Origin of the sequence: Ectobacillus panaciterrae DSM 19096, assembly GCF_000430785.1 — a bacterium.
Classification (GTDB): domain Bacteria; phylum Bacillota; class Bacilli; order Bacillales; family Bacillaceae_G; genus Ectobacillus; species Ectobacillus panaciterrae.
In genome coordinates this window covers 44,187-64,321 of the sequence record NZ_AUMR01000012.1, presented here as the reverse complement: position 1 = coordinate 64,321, position 20,135 = coordinate 44,187, and the positions used below count along the sequence as shown (strand labels likewise).

The 20,135-nt window shown below is 40.7% G+C and carries 14 protein-coding genes, 1 pseudogene and 1 riboswitch; of the genes and pseudogenes, 12 read left to right on the top strand and 3 right to left on the bottom strand.

Annotated elements, in window-relative coordinates; translation table 11 throughout:
- The first annotated feature begins 80 nt into the window (after positions 1-80).
- From H540_RS0104645 to hcp, 4 genes are all read left to right on the top strand, one after another.
- Positions 81-1,880 carry an AAA family ATPase gene (locus H540_RS0104645; RefSeq protein ID WP_028399631.1) on the top strand — a complete coding sequence of 600 codons (1,800 nt, stop codon included), beginning with the start codon at positions 81-83 and terminating at the stop codon, positions 1,878-1,880.
- Positions 1,870-3,729 (top strand): hypothetical protein, encoded by a 1,860-nt coding sequence (locus tag H540_RS0104640; RefSeq protein WP_028399630.1) that lies wholly within the window; start codon positions 1,870-1,872, stop codon positions 3,727-3,729. Before H540_RS0104645 ends, H540_RS0104640 begins: the two co-directional genes overlap by 11 nt.
- 257 nt (positions 3,730-3,986) lie before the next feature.
- On the top strand, positions 3,987-4,589 hold the full coding sequence (locus tag H540_RS0104635) for a hypothetical protein (RefSeq protein ID WP_028399629.1): 603 nt from the start codon (positions 3,987-3,989) through the stop codon (positions 4,587-4,589).
- A gap of 130 nt (positions 4,590-4,719) precedes the next feature.
- Positions 4,720-6,006 carry a hydroxylamine reductase gene (gene hcp / locus H540_RS0104630; protein ID WP_028399628.1) on the top strand — a complete coding sequence of 429 codons (1,287 nt, stop codon included), beginning with the start codon at positions 4,720-4,722 and terminating at the stop codon, positions 6,004-6,006.
- Between the two features lie 349 nt (positions 6,007-6,355).
- Here hcp and H540_RS0104625 read toward each other — a convergent pair whose 3' ends face one another.
- Both H540_RS0104625 and H540_RS35465 read right to left on the bottom strand, forming a co-directional pair.
- On the bottom strand, positions 6,356-8,005 hold the full coding sequence (locus H540_RS0104625; RefSeq protein ID WP_028399627.1) for a peptide ABC transporter substrate-binding protein: 1,650 nt from the start codon (positions 8,003-8,005) through the stop codon (positions 6,356-6,358).
- Positions 8,006-8,524: 519 nt separating this feature from the next.
- Positions 8,525-8,677: pseudogene (locus H540_RS35465) on the bottom strand (chromosome segregation protein); the annotation flags it as partial.
- A 576-nt stretch (positions 8,678-9,253) separates the two neighbouring features.
- Between H540_RS35465 and H540_RS0104615 the strand changes: the two are divergent.
- From H540_RS0104615 to H540_RS0104605, 3 genes are all read left to right on the top strand, one after another.
- The gene (locus tag H540_RS0104615; RefSeq protein WP_028399625.1) at positions 9,254-10,600 is read left to right on the top strand and encodes a hemolysin family protein; all 1,347 of its coding nucleotides are present in this window, start codon (positions 9,254-9,256) and stop codon (positions 10,598-10,600) included.
- A gap of 111 nt (positions 10,601-10,711) precedes the next feature.
- On the top strand, positions 10,712-12,136 hold the full coding sequence (locus tag H540_RS0104610; protein ID WP_028399624.1) for an aldehyde dehydrogenase family protein: 1,425 nt from the start codon (positions 10,712-10,714) through the stop codon (positions 12,134-12,136).
- A gap of 322 nt (positions 12,137-12,458) precedes the next feature.
- Complete coding sequence (locus tag H540_RS0104605) at positions 12,459-13,631, top strand: histidine kinase N-terminal domain-containing protein (RefSeq protein WP_051316994.1); 1,173 nt, start codon at positions 12,459-12,461, stop codon at positions 13,629-13,631.
- Between the two features lie 42 nt (positions 13,632-13,673).
- Here H540_RS0104605 and H540_RS0104600 read toward each other — a convergent pair whose 3' ends face one another.
- The gene (locus tag H540_RS0104600; protein WP_028399622.1) at positions 13,674-14,435 is read right to left on the bottom strand and encodes a DUF4397 domain-containing protein; all 762 of its coding nucleotides are present in this window, start codon (positions 14,433-14,435) and stop codon (positions 13,674-13,676) included.
- A 117-nt stretch (positions 14,436-14,552) separates the two neighbouring features.
- Positions 14,553-14,650, top strand: a riboswitch (purine riboswitch).
- Positions 14,651-14,702: 52 nt separating this feature from the next.
- Between H540_RS0104600 and ade the strand changes: the two genes are divergently transcribed.
- The 5 genes from ade to H540_RS0104575 all read left to right on the top strand — a co-directional run bounded on the left by ade (position 14,703) and on the right by H540_RS0104575 (position 19,600).
- Complete coding sequence (ade, locus tag H540_RS0104595) at positions 14,703-16,430, top strand: adenine deaminase (RefSeq protein WP_028399621.1); 1,728 nt, start codon at positions 14,703-14,705, stop codon at positions 16,428-16,430.
- Between the two features lie 59 nt (positions 16,431-16,489).
- A complete protein-coding gene (locus H540_RS0104590) occupies positions 16,490-16,777 on the top strand; it encodes a hypothetical protein (RefSeq protein WP_028399620.1) in 288 nt (95 codons plus the stop codon).
- A gap of 25 nt (positions 16,778-16,802) precedes the next feature.
- A complete protein-coding gene (yidC, locus tag H540_RS0104585) occupies positions 16,803-17,582 on the top strand; it encodes a membrane protein insertase YidC (protein WP_028399619.1) in 780 nt (259 codons plus the stop codon).
- A gap of 124 nt (positions 17,583-17,706) precedes the next feature.
- Complete coding sequence (locus H540_RS31770) at positions 17,707-17,817, top strand: YjcZ family sporulation protein (protein WP_081415009.1); 111 nt, start codon at positions 17,707-17,709, stop codon at positions 17,815-17,817.
- Positions 17,818-18,328: 511 nt separating this feature from the next.
- Positions 18,329-19,600, top strand: a complete 1,272-nt coding sequence (locus H540_RS0104575; RefSeq protein WP_028399618.1) for a peptidase — start codon at positions 18,329-18,331, stop codon at positions 19,598-19,600.
- The last annotated feature ends 535 nt before the right edge of the window (positions 19,601-20,135 follow it).

The following is a 20,135-nucleotide window of genomic DNA, read 5'->3' as shown; positions in this document are numbered from 1 at the left end:
ATCGGCTGAGGTTTTTTATTTCTATATTAATTCTTTACAACATACAATGATAAAAGCATTGCAAAAGGGGGCAAAAAAGCGTGAGACTCCAGCAGGCTCTTCATCCAAATGTAATTAAAAGATTGCAGCGTATGGTATTTCTCGGCACATATATTCCAAAAGAGAGCGACACGCATTTTTTTATACAGTGTTTATCGCCTGTTCCAAAAACGATTCAAGAAGCCGTCGGGACTCTAAAACCGATTTTCTCAGGGCTGTACGCAAATAAGCACAATCAGCGAGTTTTTTCGTCTGTACCAGAACATGAGATGGAACAGTTTCTGCTCGTATTTCGGCTGAAGTATGGGAATAAATCTTTATCTGCAGAGATTATCCGAACCGAAAAACGAACAAATAAAGGAGAATATCGAATTATACCGGTGCCGCAGCTGCAGAAGGGACAAACGAGAGATGTGTTCGAACGAAAGCTTGAAAAAGGCTATGTATCCTTTTTGCTTATGAAATATCCGAACGATTTTGATATGCCGGAACTGCTTATTTGCGAAGGGCGCTTATATGGAAAATTAGCTTTAAAATCAACCTTCAGCCCTGCGATGTATGTGGAACAAAAGCAGCAGGTGAGATTTATTGAAGCTGACCAATTGAAATCTTGGATTGAAGTGAATATGGACGACCAACTGTATTTTGTTTCTCAAGATACGTACGATTCACTTTTGAAACAAATTGAAGAGAACGGAAAAAAGTTGTCATCTGTTATTGTACAGGAAAAAATAAGAGCAAATGCAACGGAGGAAAAAGAACGGTTGTTTTTGCAGGCTGTAAAGCATCATGCTTATGAAAACGATCTGTTTTTTGAAGAGTCGGATATTTATAATTTTCATGTGTGCGTAAAGACAAACCCTGTTACGATTGTAGGGGGGATACCAGGTATTGGAAAATCGCAGCTTGTGCAAGCCTATGGAGCAGCACTTGGATTGAGACATGGGAAAGAACTGCTATGGGTATCTTGTTCTCCTGCTTTTCAAGATGCGCAGGATATATTAGGCTATCTTCACCCGAACGGTACTTATATGGAGAGCGACACAGGTGTTGTTCGTACGATGCTGGATGCAGCAGCTCATCCGGAGCAGCTGTACATGATTGTATTTGATGAAATGAATATTTCTCATATTGAGCATTGGTTTACTTCGTTTTTATCTCTTTTGGAGCTGGAAACATCAAAGCGCATTCTTTCTCTGTATGCGCCTGATGACAAAGAAAGAGCAGTTCCCCCTCAGGTGCAAATCGGAGATAACATTATATTTGTCGGAACAGTGAATTTCGATGAAACAACAAAGGAACTATCAGACCGCCTTCTTGACCGGGTAAATGTTGTGTCGCTGAAAAAGCTTCCGTTTCGAGAAGCGCTCCACGCTCGCGGCAGCAAGCAAAAAGGCAGTTTATCTATAACAGCAACAGAATTTCGGGGAAAATGGACACAGCATCATCAAGCGCTTTCTGTATTTACAGAAGAGGAGTTGGAATTACTGGATGCATTGCACGAAACGCTGCAAGCACACGATGCATCGAAAGGCGTTTCTTTTCGTGTCGCGTCTGCGATTGCTGCGTATTTGGATAATATGCCGAAAGATGAAAGCAATGTTCCCTTTATCCCGAGAGAAGAAGCGATAGATTTACAAATTAAACAGAGAATTTTAACAAAGATACGTGGAATGGATTCAGCAGTCAGTGTATTTCTTTCTGAAGATAATCGAAAAGGAAAATCTCTTCTTCACATTTTTCAATCTCCGTTTGCTAAGGAAGTTTCGGATTTTGTGCACAGCATAGAATATTTGCAGCAAAAAGCGAGAGAGCTGGAGCTGTACGGATATGCGAAATAATGAGGAGTATACGCAAATCATTGACGAAGGAAAAAAGCTGCCATTTTTGCTGCAGCTTGTAGTAGGCAATGGGGAAAAGGGAGATGCAGTGCCTTTGTCTCGATTATGTGAATCACCGCACTTCCTTCCTGAATGTGTTTATGAAGTACAAGAATTGAAGCCGCTTCGTTTGCAGTTTCTGGGTGAAGCGGGCATATATGTTACTTTCGTTTGGAACAAAGTATACGAAGGAAAAAAGCAAGAATCGGAGTGGAAATATAAGCTTCATGCAAAACAACCGCTCGTTTTATTGTATGAGCATGGAAAAACAGATTATGTATACCCGTGGCGGTGCGGTATGTATCATTTTGAGGTACAGGTGGAAGGGGAACTGTATTACGGTGCGTTTCGCATTACACCGAAAAACTTTTATGATGACCAGCTTGTTCTGATTCAAAATACAGTTCGCGCTGTGCTGGGCAGTTTAATTATGGATAGAGGACATTATAAAAAAACATTCTCTTTGTTTTCAGATTTAGAAGATCACTCTCACATGAAAACCATTCGCTGGCTGTCTCAAAATATTTCACATATAAAGCAATTGTATACATGGATTGAAGACGATGTACAGTACGAAGTTGTGGAACGAAAGGAGAGATCGTTTCGCAAACCAACAAAGGGGACAATACGCAAAAATGACCTTTTGCAGGCGAAAGGAATAGAGAAGCAGTGGAACCGTCGCGTATTAGAATCAAGAAGGAGTCCTGCCCATCAATTTGTGAAGAGGAAGACGATAGAATTTTTGCAGACTGTTGAAAAACTGCAGCTTTTTTTATATGAAAATATGAATAAACTACAGCACTTAGAGGGAAATGGAAAAAAAGAAAAGCAAGCCGTTCAAACAATTTTGCAGACGATTGAAAGAAATGGGTCTGTTACAGAAAGAGATAAACAAAAATATAGGAATATCCAGCTTTTAAAAGATACCGATATGAGAAAGGTATCGGTCAAAATGCAGGAATATAAAGTGCTGTATGGGATTATTAGCGAGTTAACCGTATATGTAGCTACGCTTCTTCATTCTCCTTTTTGGAGCAGCATTCCATCTGAGATTTCCTATGTCCCGTCTTCCTTAAAGCCGATGTATCGTAATTTTATCCGATTTATGGAAACGCTGCATCAAAAAACGGATATGCAAGCAAACGAGCCGCTGTTTCTTTTCGTTTATAAGCCCACTTTTTTAATCTATGAGTATTATATATTTTTTGCTATTTTGTCTATTTTGCAAGAGATTGATTTTGTTCCTCCGATACCTGTAAAAACACAAATTCAATCTTTTTTTTATTTGGACGGATTACAAGACGGTACCGCTGTTACATTAGAGAAAGAGAACATGCGCCTTCAAGTTGTTTTCAATGAGTTGATTGAAACGCATCCGCTGATTGCGCTTAGTAAGGGAAGCAATTTTTATAACGGTGAAGATACGAAAAAACCGGACATTCGCATCGACTATTTCCAGCAGATTAACGAAGAATGGGTCTATCAATCTTCAATTATTGTAGAAGTGAAATACAGTCCAATGTACAATATTTTTCAGCCTATCGGCAATACAAAGGCAACGGAACAGATGTATAAATATTGGTCTATTAAATATGTCACAGAAAAGGATGGAAAAAGACAATTCCATAGAAGAGCGATACACGAAGTGGTGTGCGTATATCCAGGAAGTCAGGTGCATGCTAAGAAAATTGAATCGGGATGCGGCATATTTCTGCAGTTTTATCCTTACACAACAAAGCAAGGGGCCGAGCAATTAATGGGAAAACGAGAATTTATTCGATTATTTGAGGAATGGCTTGGATTGAGATAGGGCAGAGAGTATCTCAGCTCTATCTATATGCATTAAATTTCATGTACTGTATTATGAATATATAATAAAGAGATTGTTAAAGATAGAATAAGAAATGTAAAAACAAAAGGAATAATTTCCTTTTTGTGGAAATATAAAAGGGTAGAAATTTTTATTGTATTTTTATTCATTCTTTATGTACCATATATACAAAAGCACTATCAAAACGTATCGTATTTGTTTGCTATAGAATAGGCTGCTAGAGAGGCGGGGCAATTATGTTTCAAAGAGTTCAAACGAAGGAAGAACATTTTATGTTTGAGCAATTGTGGGGAGACTTTTGCGAAGAAAGAAGTTTAACATTTGTAGAGAGAAATTTGAGTCCTGAACGTTTTTTGTTAATTGGCGAAGGAGAAAAGTTTATTGGTACGGTAGAGTGTGCCAGGTATAAAGAGCCTGATGAATCAAACTCTGAATTTTTTTATCCATTCTCCAAGCACCCGGTTGTGCAGGAGCTGGGCAGCAAGAAGGTATACGAAATAGGAAAGCTGTCCATTGACAGCCAGTTTAGAGGACGCGGTCATTTTAAACACCTTACAGCCATTTTATTTATTCATGCGCTTGAGACAAAAGCGGATTGGTACATTGCCGTTCTCACAAAAAGGATGTACTTGTATTTGCGTTTTTTAGGATTTCGGGCAGAACCTATTGACGACGAGTTTTTACTCAGTGAAAAAGTTACAGGAGTGCCGGTGCGAATAGAGGCATTTGCAGCAATGAAGCACGTATACTCCGTAAAAGAGTTTCGGGATGTATTAAAAGGAAATGCATATGCACAAAAGCTGTTACAGCAAAACCATAAAAATATTATGTTAACTTAAGGCTTTTCATAGCACACTATGAAAAATTGTCACACAATCGACTGAATGAAAGTGATTCCCGTCACAACATGCTCTCCTTGTTTTTCTTATGCTATAGATGTGATGTTTATGGAGAAAGGGGACGGAAATCATGTTTTGTCATCAGTGTGAACAAACGCCGACTGGCGGATGTAAAGTAATGGGTGTATGCGGAAAGAATGAAATAATCGCAAGCTTGCAAGATATACTTGTGTTCGGATTAAAGGGAATTGCAGCATATCGTACGCATGCAGCGCAGTTAGGCTATACGGATTCATTTGTGGATGCAACGACGCATGAAGCGTTATATATGACTCTTACGAATTCAAATTTTAATGAACAAGAGCATTTGAGTATGGCTATGAAGGTTGGACAATCGGCCATTCGCGTAATGGAAATGCTAGATCGTGCTCATACGGAGCATTTTGGCATTCCAGAGCCGATACAAGTCAGCCAAAATAGAGTAGAAGGAAAAGCCATCGTTGTAACTGGTCATAATTTATATGCCTTAGAAGAACTGTTAAAACAAACGGAAGGAAAAGGAATTAACATTTATACACATTCCGAAATGCTTCCAGCGCACGGCTATCCATCATTGAAAAAGTATGCGCATTTAAAAGGAAATATAGGAAAAGCATGGTACGATCAACGCCGTTTGTTTGAAAAATTCCCTGGAGCCATTTTGGCGACAACAAATTGTGTGATGCCTATTAAAGGTACGTACGCAGATCGCTTCTTTTCATACGAGGTGGCAGGCTTGGAAGGTGTTCGCAAAATTGAAAATGACGATTTTACTCTTTTAATCGATAAGGCGCTGGAGCTTCCAGAGGCTTATATAGAGTCTGATGAGCATTTAATAACTGGTTTCCACCATGAGACAGTGCTGTCTATTGCTCCAGAAATCGTTAAAGCTGTGCAAGATGGCAAAATTAAACGGTTCTTCGTAATTGCCGGATGCGATGCCCCTGGTAAAGGCGGAGAATATTATCGAGAACTAGCCACTTCTTTGCCGCCGGAAACGGTTATTTTAACAACTTCATGCGGCAAATTTCGTTTTAATGATGTAGATTATGGAGTAGTGCCGGGGACAAATATTCCGCGATATTTAGATTTAGGACAATGCAACAATTCTATTTCTACTGTTAAAATCGCGGCCGCCTTGGCACAAGCCTTTAACTGTGAAGTGAATGAATTGCCTGTTAGTATTGTTCTTTCGTGGTTTGAACAAAAAGCAGTAGCCATTTTGTTAGGTTTGTTCAGCCTTGGCATTCAAGATATTCGAATCGGACCAAAGGCGCCGGAATTTATCTCACCAGGTATACTGCAAGCACTGCAGGAGCAATTTGGCCTAAAGTTAATTACAACAGCAGCAGAAGATATGGCGGCTATGCTATCTTGAAAACTCGACCTGATTGGATTACCTTCTGATTTCTTTTGGTCTACTATTCCTACATTGTTAATTAAAAAGGCTCGCCAAAACGGCGAGCCTTTTACAGTATTGATACGTCATATTGATCGATAAAATGGCTGTCAGTTGCAACGAATGCTGGTGCTTATTTTATAAACAAATTTAACTGATACGTTATTTTAATAAAAAGATAGTTAGGAATCAAGGCACGTATTCTTTTTCTGCGGAAATAATACATGGGTTATATTCGAAAATGAGTGAGTTAGGAAAGGAAACAGCTTATAATTTCACATACCATAATAAAAAAACAACAGCTTGCCAATCAGCAAGCTGTAGAACATTAATCTATATAAGCCCATTTATATGAATAATCGCCGCCAATTTGGTGGTAATATACATCTTTAACGTAAGGCTTTGTAATGATGGCGCGGCCGCGCTGATAAAGAGGACTGATTGCAGCATCCTTAAATAATAGCTTTTCTGCTTTTAATAGTGCATCAAAGCGCGCTTTTTCGTCGGTTGCTAAAGAGGATTTAACGGCGCTGATTAATTTATCATACTCAGGATTAGAATAGGAAGAGCTGTTATTCGGGCTATTGGATACAAATATATCGAGATAGGAAACCGCATCTAAATAATCTGCTCCCCAGCCGTCCAATGACAATTCAAATTCTTTTTTTCTGACGAGCTCAAGCTTTTGTTTGAACGGCTGCTGTTTAATATTGACTGTAAGCCCTTCTAGATTTTTCTCCATTTGTTCTTTGAGATATTCGCCGGTTTTTTTTGCTGTTTCTGTGTCATAATTCAACAGCTCTAATGTGACTTGCTGTTGACCCAGCTCTTGTTTTGCTTTTGTCCAAAGATCTTTGGCAGCTTTTGTGTCTGTTTTATTAAAATCGCCATTAAGGGCACGGAAGTCTTTTCCGTCAGGACTTTTAACGAAATCTTTTGGAACAAAGAAATATGCCGGCTTAGATCCATTGTTTAAAATGACGCTTGTTAAAGATTTTTTGTCAATAGCCAAGTCGATTGCTTTTCGTGCATTTATATTTTTGAGAATCGGATTGTTAAGGTTCATTCGTAAGTAGAAGATGGTTGCTTCCGGCTCTGTTTTGAAATTTGAACTGCTCTTATATTTATCTACAAACTCAGAAGACAAAGAGACTTGATCTATCTGTCCGCCCTCGTATAAGTTCACTGCAGTAGATACGTCTTTTACAATGTTAAAATTGATTTTCTTCAGCTTCACGGTCTTGGCATCCCAATATGTATCATTTTTTGCGAATTGAAAACTCGCATTATGCTTCCAATCGCTTAACGTGAATGGACCGTTGGATAACGTATTGGCAGCCTCCAACCCGAATTTGCCAGCTTGTGCATTTACGAATTTTTCATTCAAAGGGAAGTAAGAAGGAAATGTTGTTAATGCGATTAACGTGGATTCCGGAAGTGGGGACTCCAGCTCCACGACCAATGTTTTGTCGCCCGAAGCTTTTACGCCAAGGGAATCTAAAGCAGCTTTTCCTTCGTTGATTTTCTGTGCATTTTTCACGTAATACATAATATAGGCGTACTCTGCGCCCACTTTTGGATCTACTAAACGGCGCCATGCATATACAAAGTCCTTAGCAGTTACTGGATCCCCGTTTGACCAGTTTGCATCACGAAGCTTGAAGGTGTAAGTCTTCTTGTCAGCGCTTGCTGTATAAGACTCAGCAATGCCTGGAATAGGCTTGTTGCTTTTATCGAGCCGATATAACCCTTCCATTGTGTTGACCATGATACGAAATGCTATAGCATCTGTTGCTTTCGTTGTGTCCATTGTAGGAATTTCGTCTGTTTCAATTAAATTCAGTACTTGTTCTTTCTTTTTGGATGACGCGGTATTCTGTTTATTTTCTCCTTTGTTTCCGGCGCAGCCGCTTAACATGGAGATGGATAATACAGAAGGGAGCAGCATAGAGAGCAGCATAACTCGCTTGTTCTTCATAAACAAACCTCCTTGTATGTATGTTTGAAATAATGAGCTTGGCAATCAGCCCGTTTTTTAAAAAATGCAGGAAATATACACATTGCATGCTGAAAATTAGTATAAATAAAATATGGAAAATTATACGGATGAACGTAAAAAGGTGTAAAGAGCCGATGCGTTTGAACACATCGCTTCTTTACACCTTGAGGACTAAAAACCAAAAATGCTTAAACTCATTTTGCGCCGCTTAGGCTTTTCAGCCGTGTTTTCTCGTACAGGAGCTATATACGGCTTTCGGACTTCCAATTGCTCTATTCTTCCTTTTAGCAGCTTGATGGTTTTCTGCAGCTCTTCAATTTCACTTCGATGCTGCAGCAGCTGATAGTTTACCACATCGTCAGCTTTAGCGTCCAATTTACCTTCATTGCGAGTCATACGATTAGATAAAGCTTGTATTTCCTGCTTCAAAGAAGCGAATTCTTCGTGCGAGAAATCAGCGGGAAATTCAGCCACGGGAGTATTCTCGGGAGTTTGATGGTACTCTAGAATTTGCTGCAGGTCGTCTTCGCTGAATATATAATGACCAAACTTATTTTTTTGCAGATCCAATTGCAATTGTTGAACGATGCGCATCACAACCTTTGGACTGACACCTAACTTTTTAGCAACCATCGGAGTTTTATATTCCATACTAATCCCTCCTCAATTCTCATGTTGTACGTTTTCTCTTTCCGTAATAAATTCCCTGCACGCGTGACAAAAGAAGTGGGAAATCGGCAAAGAAAGTGAAAATACCTGAAAACAACTGAGCTTTGTATAAAATTCTTGCATAAATGACTGAAAATGAGAGGTTTTTTGGTTGAATTTCCTCGTTTATCGCGTTTGACGGAAGATATGAGTTTCGTTATCATGTAGATACATAATCTATATACAAGTGAATAAAAAAACCGTCTTTTTATAGTGGGGAGAGATCATCCGGCGACGTGCAGAAGCGGTCAAACCTTTGTAGCGGTTCATGCAAGGGTAAACCAGAGAGAAGAAGCATACAATATTTTCTTTTGGTTGCACATAGCACATGGAAATGTCGAAATTATAATTCACTTATATATAGTTAAGTACAACATAGTTTGAATAACGGTATAAGGTGATACGCAGTGTAGAAAAAAAGCGAGATTGTTAGAATGAAAGGCTTATTTTTATTCATAAGATAGGAATAAAACCGGTAGGAGGTGGCTCCTTGCTTGCGGTAGTAGGCAAGGGACATATTTGGACATATTTAACTTGAGTATGGTTACGCTTTTAATTGCCTTGACTGCGTTTTTTGTCGCTGCGGAGTTTGCGATTTTGAAAATAAGAAGCTCTCGCGTCGACTATTTAATTGCAGAAGGAAGTAAACGTGCCATTGCTGTAAAAACAGTAATTTCGAATTTGGATGGATATTTATCGGCCTGTCAGCTTGGAATTACTGTAACTGCGCTTGGGCTTGGGTGGCTCGGGGAGCCCGCCATTAAGCGCATGCTTTATCCTGTATTTATTCGATTGGAAGTGCCTCCCTCGTTTTCAACGCTTTTGTCGGTATTTTTATCGTTTACACTCATCACCTTCTTACATGTTGTAATCGGAGAATTAGCACCAAAAACATTCGCCATCCAAAAGGCTGAGGGAATCAACTTAGCAATAGCGAAGCCCCTTATATTTTTTTATCATCTCGCTTATCCGTTTATTTGGCTGCTCAATGGCTCAGCGCGTCTTATTGTCGGTTTGTTCGGACTGCAATTGACTAAAGAGCATGAAGCAGCGCACTCTGAAGAGGAGCTCCGGATGCTTGTTTCAGAGAGCTATAGAAACGGGGAAATAAATCAGTCGGAATATAAATATGTGAACAAAATTTTTGAATTTGATGACCGCATTGCAAAGGAAATTATGGTCCCTCGTACGGAAATGGTAACGATTGAAAAAGGAGAATCGTTAGCGCAAGTGATGCAAATGATGTCTAATGAAAAATATACCCGTTATCCGGTTATTGATAAGGATAAAGATCACATTGTCGGCATGGTTAACTTTAAAGATGTTTTTACGGATTTTGCACAGGAACCTAAAGTACAGGTGTGTACGGTTGAGCATTATGCCCGTCCCATTATTCAAGTGATTGAATCAATTCCCATACACGACTTGTTTTTAAAAATGCAGCGCGATAGGACGCACATGGCCATTCTTGTAGATGAGTATGGCGGAACATCGGGCTTAGTGACAGTTGAAGATATTTTAGAGGAAATCGTAGGCGAGATTCAAGATGAGTTCGATACGGATGAGCAGCCTGAGATTCAGCACATAAGCGAAACGAAAACAATTCTTGAAGGAAAGGTGCTTGTCAGCGAGGTCAATCATTTGTTCGGGCTTGCCATAGATGACAGTGATGTAGATACGATCAGCGGCTGGATTTTAACCGAGCACTTTGAAATTCAGCAAGGCGATAGCATTCAAATTGAAAACTACAAATTCCGTATTTTAGAACTGGACGGTCATTATATTAAACACGTAGAGGTAATTAAGCAGCAAACAGCTCATCTTTCCCCGCATATTGCAACACTCACCGAGCAGGTCAGTTCGTAATGAATCTCATGAGTCGGGTTTTTGTAGTGTTAGGTATGTGTTAGCCGGCATATCGTATAGAAAGTGCCATCGTGCTGCATGAGCGATGGCTTTTTATAGGGAGAGGGATCGATGAAACAGCAATTATATGTAAACAATCAATGGATAGATACGAAAGAATACATACCGCTGTATGCTCCGTATTCTGGAGAAAAGCTTGCAGATATTGCACTAGCCTCTGAGGAGAACGTTCATGAGGCTATAGAAGCTGCAAGAGCAGCAGCAAAACGGATGGCTTCGCTCTCAGCGTACGAGCGTGCTTCCATTTTAGAAAACCTTGTTGCAAAGCTTCAAGAGAAAAAAGAAGAGCTGGCGCAGCTCATCGCAAAGGAAGCGGCGAAGCCCATTAAGACAGCTCGCGTCGAGGTAGAACGTACGATTCAAACTTATAAGTTTGCTGCAGAAGAAGCAAAACGAATCGGAGGAGAAACAATTCCAATTGATGCCGCGCCAGATGCGGATGGGAGAGTCGCCTATACGATTCGAAAGCCGATTGGGGTCATCGGTGCTATTACGCCGTTTAATTTTCCTATGAATTTAGTCGCCCATAAAGTGGGGCCTGCAATTGCTTCCGGAAATACAATTGTTTTGAAGCCGGCGAGTCAAACACCGCTATCCTCATATGTTCTTGCTGGATTGTTAGAGGAGGCGGGCTTGCCAAAAGGCGCTTTTAATATTGTGACCGGCAAAGGATCTGTTATTGGAGAAACACTTGTTAAAGACGAACGTATTGCAGCAATTACATTTACAGGAAGCCCTGAAGTCGGAATTGCAATGAAAAGCAAGGCTGGTTTGAAGCGAGTAACACTTGAGCTTGGTTCGAATTCAGCCGTTATTATTGATGAAGAAGTGATGCTTACAAAAGAGTTGGTTGAGCGGATAAAGTGGGGGGCATTTGTATATAACGGTCAGGTATGCATCTCCGTCCAGCGCATTTTTGTGCACGAAAGTTTATTTCATGTATTTGTGAAGCTGTTTGCCGCCGCAACGCGAAATCTAATTGTAGGCGATCCGTTACATGAAACAACAGACGTAACGGCCCTAATCTCCAAAGGAGATGTATCGCGTGTGCATGAATGGGTGCAAGAGGCAGTGAAAGCCGGCGCCGCTGTGATCATTGGAGGAAAGCAAAAGGATGAACGTACGTACGAACCAACAATATTGGCAAATGTACCTGATGATGTGTCGGTTCAGTGTAAAGAAGTGTTTGGTCCTGTTGTAACTGTAAATTCTTTTGCATCTTTTCATGAAGTCATCAAACGGGTGAATCAATCGCAATACGGTTTGCAGGCAGGGGTTTTTACAAATCAACTAAGCAAGGCTATGCAAGCCATTGATGAGCTCGAGGCAGGAGGGGTGATGATTAATGATGTACCGACATTCCGAGTGGATCACATGCCGTATGGAGGGGTGAAGCAAAGCGGAGCAGGGCGCGAAGGAATCAAATATGCCATAGAAGAAATGACAGAGCTGAAACTGGTTTGCATGAAAAAATAAAGACCCGGATTCCGGATTTTTATTTTATAAATTATTAATTTCATTTACCATATTAAAATGATTTCATTTCCTTCTCAAAAATAGCATCCGGCACATAAAGGTCTGGTCGACCTATAGCTGTTGAGCGAGAACGAGACCGATAAGATGTATAGAAATCCGAGATAACGAAGCGATATCAAGGGTGCCGGCGCTTTGCCCATTATATGATATGCATGGTGTTTGTAAAAGGTTTGTTATTTTACTCTGCAAGCTGCACGCGGAATTTGACAAAATCCTTAACGAATCGGTACTTTTGTGTTAATATTCAAAATATAATATAAAGATGCTGCTTTTGCTTGTGTCATGGAGGGGACGGGGGGTTTTTCTGATTATTAGCGAGATCGAACAAAAATTTTGCGCCTACTTAAAAAAAAACAGCCAAGAATTTGTAGAGACATGGAAGCAAAAAATTATTGTTTCCCAAGGAGATCCGTTTCGAGAAGAGATTATAATGAACGGAGAAAATCTTCTGTTTTCAATTATTTCTCTGATTATAGGAGAAAAACGATTAGAAGACATACAACCATTATGTGCTAAGATTGCCACCGAACGAGCGCAAGCGGATGTGAATATTGGAGAATTTGTACACAATGTAAATGTTGGGAGAAATGAATTGTTTGAGGCTATGTGCGAACTTGATGTAAAGGCTCGCGAACTCAAACCGCTTATCACAAAAATTCATAGCTGCTTTGATCAGCTGATTTATTTTACCGTGCTTAAGTATTCCGAAATAATCACGAAAAGCTTAGAAGAAAAGCAGCAGTTTATTGATGAAACACATAAAGAAAGACTGACCATTTTAGGACAAATGTCAGCCAGTTTCGTTCATGAATTTCGAAATCCTCTTACATCCATCATGGGCTTTGTAAAATTATTAAAAGCGGAAAATACGCATCTGCCGTATTTGGATATTATTTCGCATGAATTAGATCAATTAAACTTCCGTATTTCTCAATTTTTGCTTGTATCTCGAAAAGAAATGTGGAATGAAAAAGAGTTTTTTTCTCTGAACGATTTATTTCATGATATCACCCATTTCCTATATCCGAGCTTGGTGAACACAAATGTGTCCATTGAGAAAAACATGTTTTATCCTATCGGTTTATATGGGTATCGCAGCGAAGTACGGCAAGTGATATTAAATATTTTAATGAACTCCATAGATGCGCTGGAAGCGAATCCTAAAAATCGTAAAATCGTGATTGATACGTTTGAAGATGAAAGTACAATTCACATTATTATTAAAAATAACGGACCGATGATTCCTGCTGATAAAATTGAGACAATTTTTGAGCCGTTCGTAACAACGAAAAAGCTCGGTACAGGAATCGGACTGTTTGTGTGCAAACAAATTGTAGAAAAGCATGATGGGCGCATTTCTTGTGAATCTACACCAGATTGGACAAGGTTTTGTATGACCTTCCAAAAGAAAACAAAAGAGACAACTTTACAATAGCCATTATACATACAAAAAGTCTACAATGTTCATTGTAGACTTTTAGTTTGTGAGAAAGAGAGCCTCAAGTTTCGGTTCTTTATTTGCATAGCCGACTGCGTATATAGTATACACTTTATTTGGCTGAATTTTTGTATTAGGAAGAGACAAGACAGCATTTTTCGTTCCTGCTGTGCGCACTTCGAGATCTGCTGTGCCTGGACTCACTTGCAAATACTCTGTAATTTGTTTAAAGGAAACATTCGGGAACAGCACTTCTCCATCCTTCATTGTGACATCTACAGCCGGGGCATCCGGAGAAAGGTGCGCAAAGCGAATCTTTGCTTCGCCGTATGGTAAATATGTGCTGTCTACAAACGAAAGGAGCTGAAGCTTGCTTGCGTCTCCGGTTGCAGCAACCATATAAGCCGTATTATTCATAACCGGTACGATAGCGGACAGGATAGGGGACGCTTGCGTGCCGGCTGTGTAAATATCAATGCGATATTGACCCTGCGGCAGGGATAAGTAATTACTGGATTGCTTATAGGTCAGGTTTTGCAGCACACGCTGTCCGTTTACATACATATCAAATGCAGGAGCATTTGGCGAAGCGTGCAGAACACGGACTTTTGCCGGCTGCGCTTGTCCCTGCGGATGTGCTATGCGATTTGCATGATACGCTTTTATCAGCTTTTGTACTGCCTCATAATGCTTCAAGTAATACTCCATGTATTTTTGTGGATTGCTGTATTTATAATAACAAGCCAGTTGTTCATACATGGCTGCTTCAAAGGCATATTGATCAGCTTCGGTCTGGAACAACTTATCCACCCCCTTTATTCATCCGTACACTATATGCATCTTGGGAGAATGTATATGACATGTTTTTTTGAGAAAAGCATCTTGCCATTCTGGTACTCTTAAGCTAAAATACTTAAAATCATAATGTGTAACAATTTTCATATAATAGTGGGTGGTCCACGAGTCTCAGCCAAGCTACCGGAAATAGCTTGGCTGCGAGGATAAATCAAGATGTGCACACGCCGTCTGTTTATTCTCGTATATTCAAAAAAGGAGCGTGACATTTTGATGAACAAGCAGCAATTGAAAACACGAATTGTAACCGCGAATAAAAGTGAACGAGCAGATGTAGTCATTCGCAATGCTGTAATTGTGAATGTGTTTACGAAGGAATTGACGGCTGGAGATATCGCCATTACGGATGGTGTCATTGTTGGAATCGGTTCGTACGAAGGAAAGCAAGAAATTGATGCGGCCGGCCGATATGTATGCCCCGGGCTGATTGATGCTCATGTTCATATTGAATCTTCTATGGTAACACCTCACCAATTTTCACAGGTTGTACTCCCTCATGGCGTCACAACTGTCATTACAGATCCCCATGAAATTGCCAATGTAGCCGGAGCAAAAGGCATTCAATATATGCTGGATGCGTCGGAGAATGTCCCTCTTGATATATTTGTTATGCTGCCTTCTTGTGTGCCGGCAACAGCGTTTGAAAACGCCGGGGCAGTGCTGCATGCGGAGGATTTACAGGCATTTCTTTCCCATAATAGAGTGTTAGGATTAGCGGAAGTCATGGATTTTCCGGCTGTGTTAAGAGCAGATGATGAAATGATGAATAAGCTTTTGTTGAGCCGGCAAATTGATGGACATGCAGCCGGGCTGAGAGAAGCTGATATAAATGTGTATCGGGCTGCCGGTATTTTGACTGATCATGAATGTGTGACGAAAGAAGAAGTATTGGATCGTTTGCGTCTCGGCATGTACGTAATGCTTCGAGAAGGGTCTGTAGCTAAAAATTTAAGAACGCTTTTAGAGGCTGTAACGGAACAAAATGCACATCGCTGTTTATTCTGTACAGATGATAAGCATTTAGATGATTTAGTGGAAGAGGGCAGCATTGATTACAATGTGCGGGAAGCTATTCAATACGGCTTGTCGCCTATAACTGCCATTTCTATGGCGACTCTTCATGCAGCGCAGTGCTACGGCTTGCATACAAAAGGCGCTGTGGCACCGGGATTTGATGCAGATTTGCTGCTGTTAGATGATTTGCATGAGTTCTCGATTGCACAAGTGTATAAAAAAGGCGTTTTAGTAGCTGAAAACGGCAGTTATACGGGCCATAAAGCACAAGAGCAGTCTCTACGAGGCCTCACGGAAACAGTGGATATAGTAAGTATATGTGATGAGCAGCTGCAAATTCATATGGATAATGCTGCAAAGGCAAATGTAATCGGCATTATACCAAATAACTTAATAACAGAACATTTAATTGAACGCGTACCGGTTCAAAACGGTTATTTCGTATCAAATCCAAAGCAGGATGTACTGAAAGCGGCGGTAATAGAAAGACACAAAGCTACCGGAAATGTCGGGCTCGGAATTATTAAAGGATTAGGACTTCAAACCGGTGCCATTGCCACAACAGTTGCACACGATTCTCATAATATTATTGCCGCAGGAACAAACGATCAGGATATAATAGCGGCAGTGAAATCGCTCCAAGAAATGCAAGGAGGGCTTGCTGTAGTGGAGAATGGAAAAGTACTGGCCAAGCTGCCGCTTTCTATCGCCGGGCTCATGTCCGAATCGGATTGGAAAACGGTATATACGCAAATTAAAGAAGTGAATGACAGCTTGTTGAAAATTGGTGCTCCGAAGCATTTTAATGCATTTTTAACGCTATCATTTCTATCTTTACCTGTAATTCCTCGATTGAAAATTACAGATCTTGGTTTATTTGATGTTACGAGCTTTCATCATATCCCCATCCCTGTAAAAGAGAATTGACATTTGGCGATCATTCGCGCACAATAGAAAGCGATAAATAGGGAAGGAGGCGAAGGAGATTGGAGATGCTTGAGGGACTGCTGATAGACAATTGGGAAACCGTCTTTACCCTTGCGATTTTAAGCACTGCTTTCTTGGCAGGGAAATGGTCCTGGCGTCTTTGCTCCGAGCTTCCGAAGGTGTATGATTCGCATATAACCATGCAGCTCTCATCTTCAGCTAGGGAACAAAGCAGAAAGAACAGCAGCGATTGGATTTTGGATGCCCGCAAACAAATTTCTATGTCTGTCCGTCACAAAACCGCTCCTGACGACGATGAAGATGGAGTATCCTTGTTACTTTCATAAATAAAAGTAACAAGGAGGAAACACGTTGAAAAGAATTTTAGGGCTTTTGCCTTTGACATTTGTATTGTTTTTATCTGGGTGCAGTACAAAGACACCTATTACATCGCATAATACAGGGATTTGGGATCATTATTTGGTATATCCCATTTCATTCGTGATTACCCATATTTCACATCTTTTTAACGATAATTACGGCATCGGCATCATTGCTATTACGCTGCTGATTCGACTGGCGCTTTCACCGCTCGTCATTTCTTTAAATGATAATCAGTGGAGAATGCAGCAGCTCCAGCCTGAAATGAAAAAACTGAGAGAGCAATATAATGCGAAAGATCCGAAGACACAGCAGTTGCTGAATCAAGAAACGATGAAGCTTTATCAAAAACACGGCATAAATCCGGCGATGGGATGTTTGCCCGCTGTTATCCAAATGTTTATATTAATGGCACTATATAATGCTATTGTTCGGACAAAAGAGATTGCGGCCCATACATTTTTATGGTTCAGTCTAGGACAAACCGACTCGCTTCACATATTGCCGGTTCTTGCGGCTGTCGCTACATTCCTCCAATATTGGGTGATGAACAGCCGCGCGAAGCAATCAGATAATGCGATGCTGAATCAGCAAATGAAAATGATGCTGTACGTTATGCCCGTCATGATTTTCTTTATGTCCTTTCACTTGGTTTCTGCCATCGGATTGTATTGGGTAGTCGGAAACACTTTCATGGCGTTTCAAACGCTTTATTTAGAACGGCGAAAACAAAAAAAGACGCTTGCTTTACAAATGAATCAAGAAGGATAACATAAAATCTCTGCATTTTGCAGAGATTTTTTTTATTTATAGGCAAACACACATACACTTCCCGACTTGTCCGACATATTTTGTGAGTGTAAACCATTTCAATTGATGTAAGGAGTGAAAAACTATGTGGGGTTACGGATATGGTTATGGCTGTGGTGGATTTGGTTTCGGATTTGCTTTGATTGTTGTATTGTTCATTCTTTTGATCATCATCGGAGCAACTTGTATTTGCTAATGGCATCTCTGAAAGAGCGTCAATCATCCCTAAACCGATTAACATTGCGTTAATCGGTTCTTTCTTATGATATAAGGCTTACATAACCGAAAAATAGAAGTTATAGATAAAATGAATGGCGTGCCTATTACGGAAGAGGAAGTTGTAATCGCTTAGAATAAACTGCTTTCTAACAAAAAATAAGAACTGAAAAAAATGACTGTCTTATAAAAGAGACGGTCATTTTTTATGAAAGAAACCGCGTACTTCGTCATATGATGTAAAGACGGGTACGGGGAGGGGAAAAGTGCATGATGCGCGATAATTTCATTAAGCCTCTGGTTGGACAGCCTTATTTGATAATTTCATACGAAACGTGAATGTATTTGAAACGGAAAAGGTTTGATCGGTCTGAAAGGGAATGTGAAGGGGCGGCGTTTATCACCGCTTAATCAGCTGCTGTGACTAAATAAATATTTTCTTGAAACGGTGCAATTTCTGCAGGGAATATGATAAGAGGCGGGTGAAGCGGTTGAATCAAAAGAAAAACCAAGTACGTGAATATATTCAAGCGCATCAAACAAAAGGAGTACGGCTTCTCAAGCGGCTTGTACAAGAGAGAAGCGTATCAGGTGAAGAAAGCAAAGCGCAAGCTATTATTATCGAGAAAATGAGAGAACTCGGTCTGTCTCTTGATATATGGGAGCCGCCATATTCGGAAATGAAAAAGCACCCATACTTTGTTTCGCCGCGCAAGCATTTTAATGATAGTCCAAATGTAGTGGCAACTTTAAAGGGTACAGGGGGCGGTAAATCGCTTATTTTAAACGGTCATATTGACGTCGTTCCTGAAGGCGAGATGAAGCAGTGGGAATACGATCCGTACGGAGGCGAAGTGGTTGGAAACAGGCTGTACGGCCGCGGAGCTGCTGATATGAAGGGCGGTAATGTAGCGCTTATTATGGCGATGGAGGCTATTATCGCGTGTGATATAAAGCTGAAAGGGAATATATATTTTCAAAGTGTTATTGAGGAAGAGAGCGGAGGTGCCGGAACGCTGGCAGCGATTTTGCGTGGTTATCAAGCAGACGGTGCGTTAATACCGGAGCCGACAAATATGAGGTTTTTCCAAAAACAGCAAGGATCCATATGGTTTCGGCTCAAGGTGCACGGGAAAGCGGCGCACGGCGGAACACGCTATGAAGGAATCAGCGCAATTGAAAAAAGCATAGCAGTGCTGGAGCATCTGCAAAAACTGGAAATAAAGCGCAATGAGCGTATAGATGATCCCTTATATGAATCTGTGCCAATCCCTGTTCCGATTAACATCGGCAAAATTGAAGGCGGGAATTGGCCGTCGTCTGTCCCGGATTGCATCATGTTAGAAGGAAGATACGGTGTAATGCCAAATGAAACGATAGAGGAAGCGAAGCAGGAGTTTGCAGCATGGCTGGATGAGCTGGGTCATAGCGATGCTTGGTTTCACCGACACCCAGTCGTATTGGAGTGGTTTGGCGCACGTTGGGTGCCGGGAACGCTTGAAGAGCAGCACCCGCTTATAGAAACGGTGCGGGAGAATTTTAGGCTGGTGCAGCAGACAGAACCAGTTGCGGAAGCTTCGCCGTGGGGAACGGACGGAGGATTATTTACGCAAATTGCAAATATCCCCACTCTTGTTTTTGGCCCCGGCGAAACAAAGGCGGCTCATTATCCGAACGAGTATATTGAAATCGATAAAATGATAGCTGCTGCCGAAATTTTTGCTTGTACGCTTCTCGACTGGTGTGAAGTGAGTGATGGATGAAATATTAGCATATATATGAGTGAATGATAAATTCAACATTTTGTGCTATGTGCAACGAAAAGGGAGCATGATATGCTTCTTCTTCCTGGTTTCCCCTTGCATGAACCACTACAAAGGTTTGACCGCTTCTGCACGTCGCCGGATGATCTCTCCCCGCTATAACAGGTTTTTTTATTCATTTGTATATAGTTAGTTTTTTAGAAAGCAAGGAGCGCTGCACTATTGAGTGAGTTCTTGATTACTTTCATGAATGATCCGAATCGACCAACCTAGTCTTGCTGTGGAGAAAACTGAGCGTTTCGCTGCTTTTACAAAGCTTGTCATTAAAAGGAAAGGTGAACACCTTGCCGTATGCACAGTGAATTTTTTTTATGTGTAAGAAAATAACAGATTGTGCCGCGCTGCCGGAATCTCGCAGGCATGTTTTTATGAAAAAGCTGCTGGAGCGAGCTGCGCAGCCGGTCGGTCTTTTATTCTTGTACGATTGTTTGTGTATGGAATGAATGCGACTTTTATCAACGAAGGAATACGTATA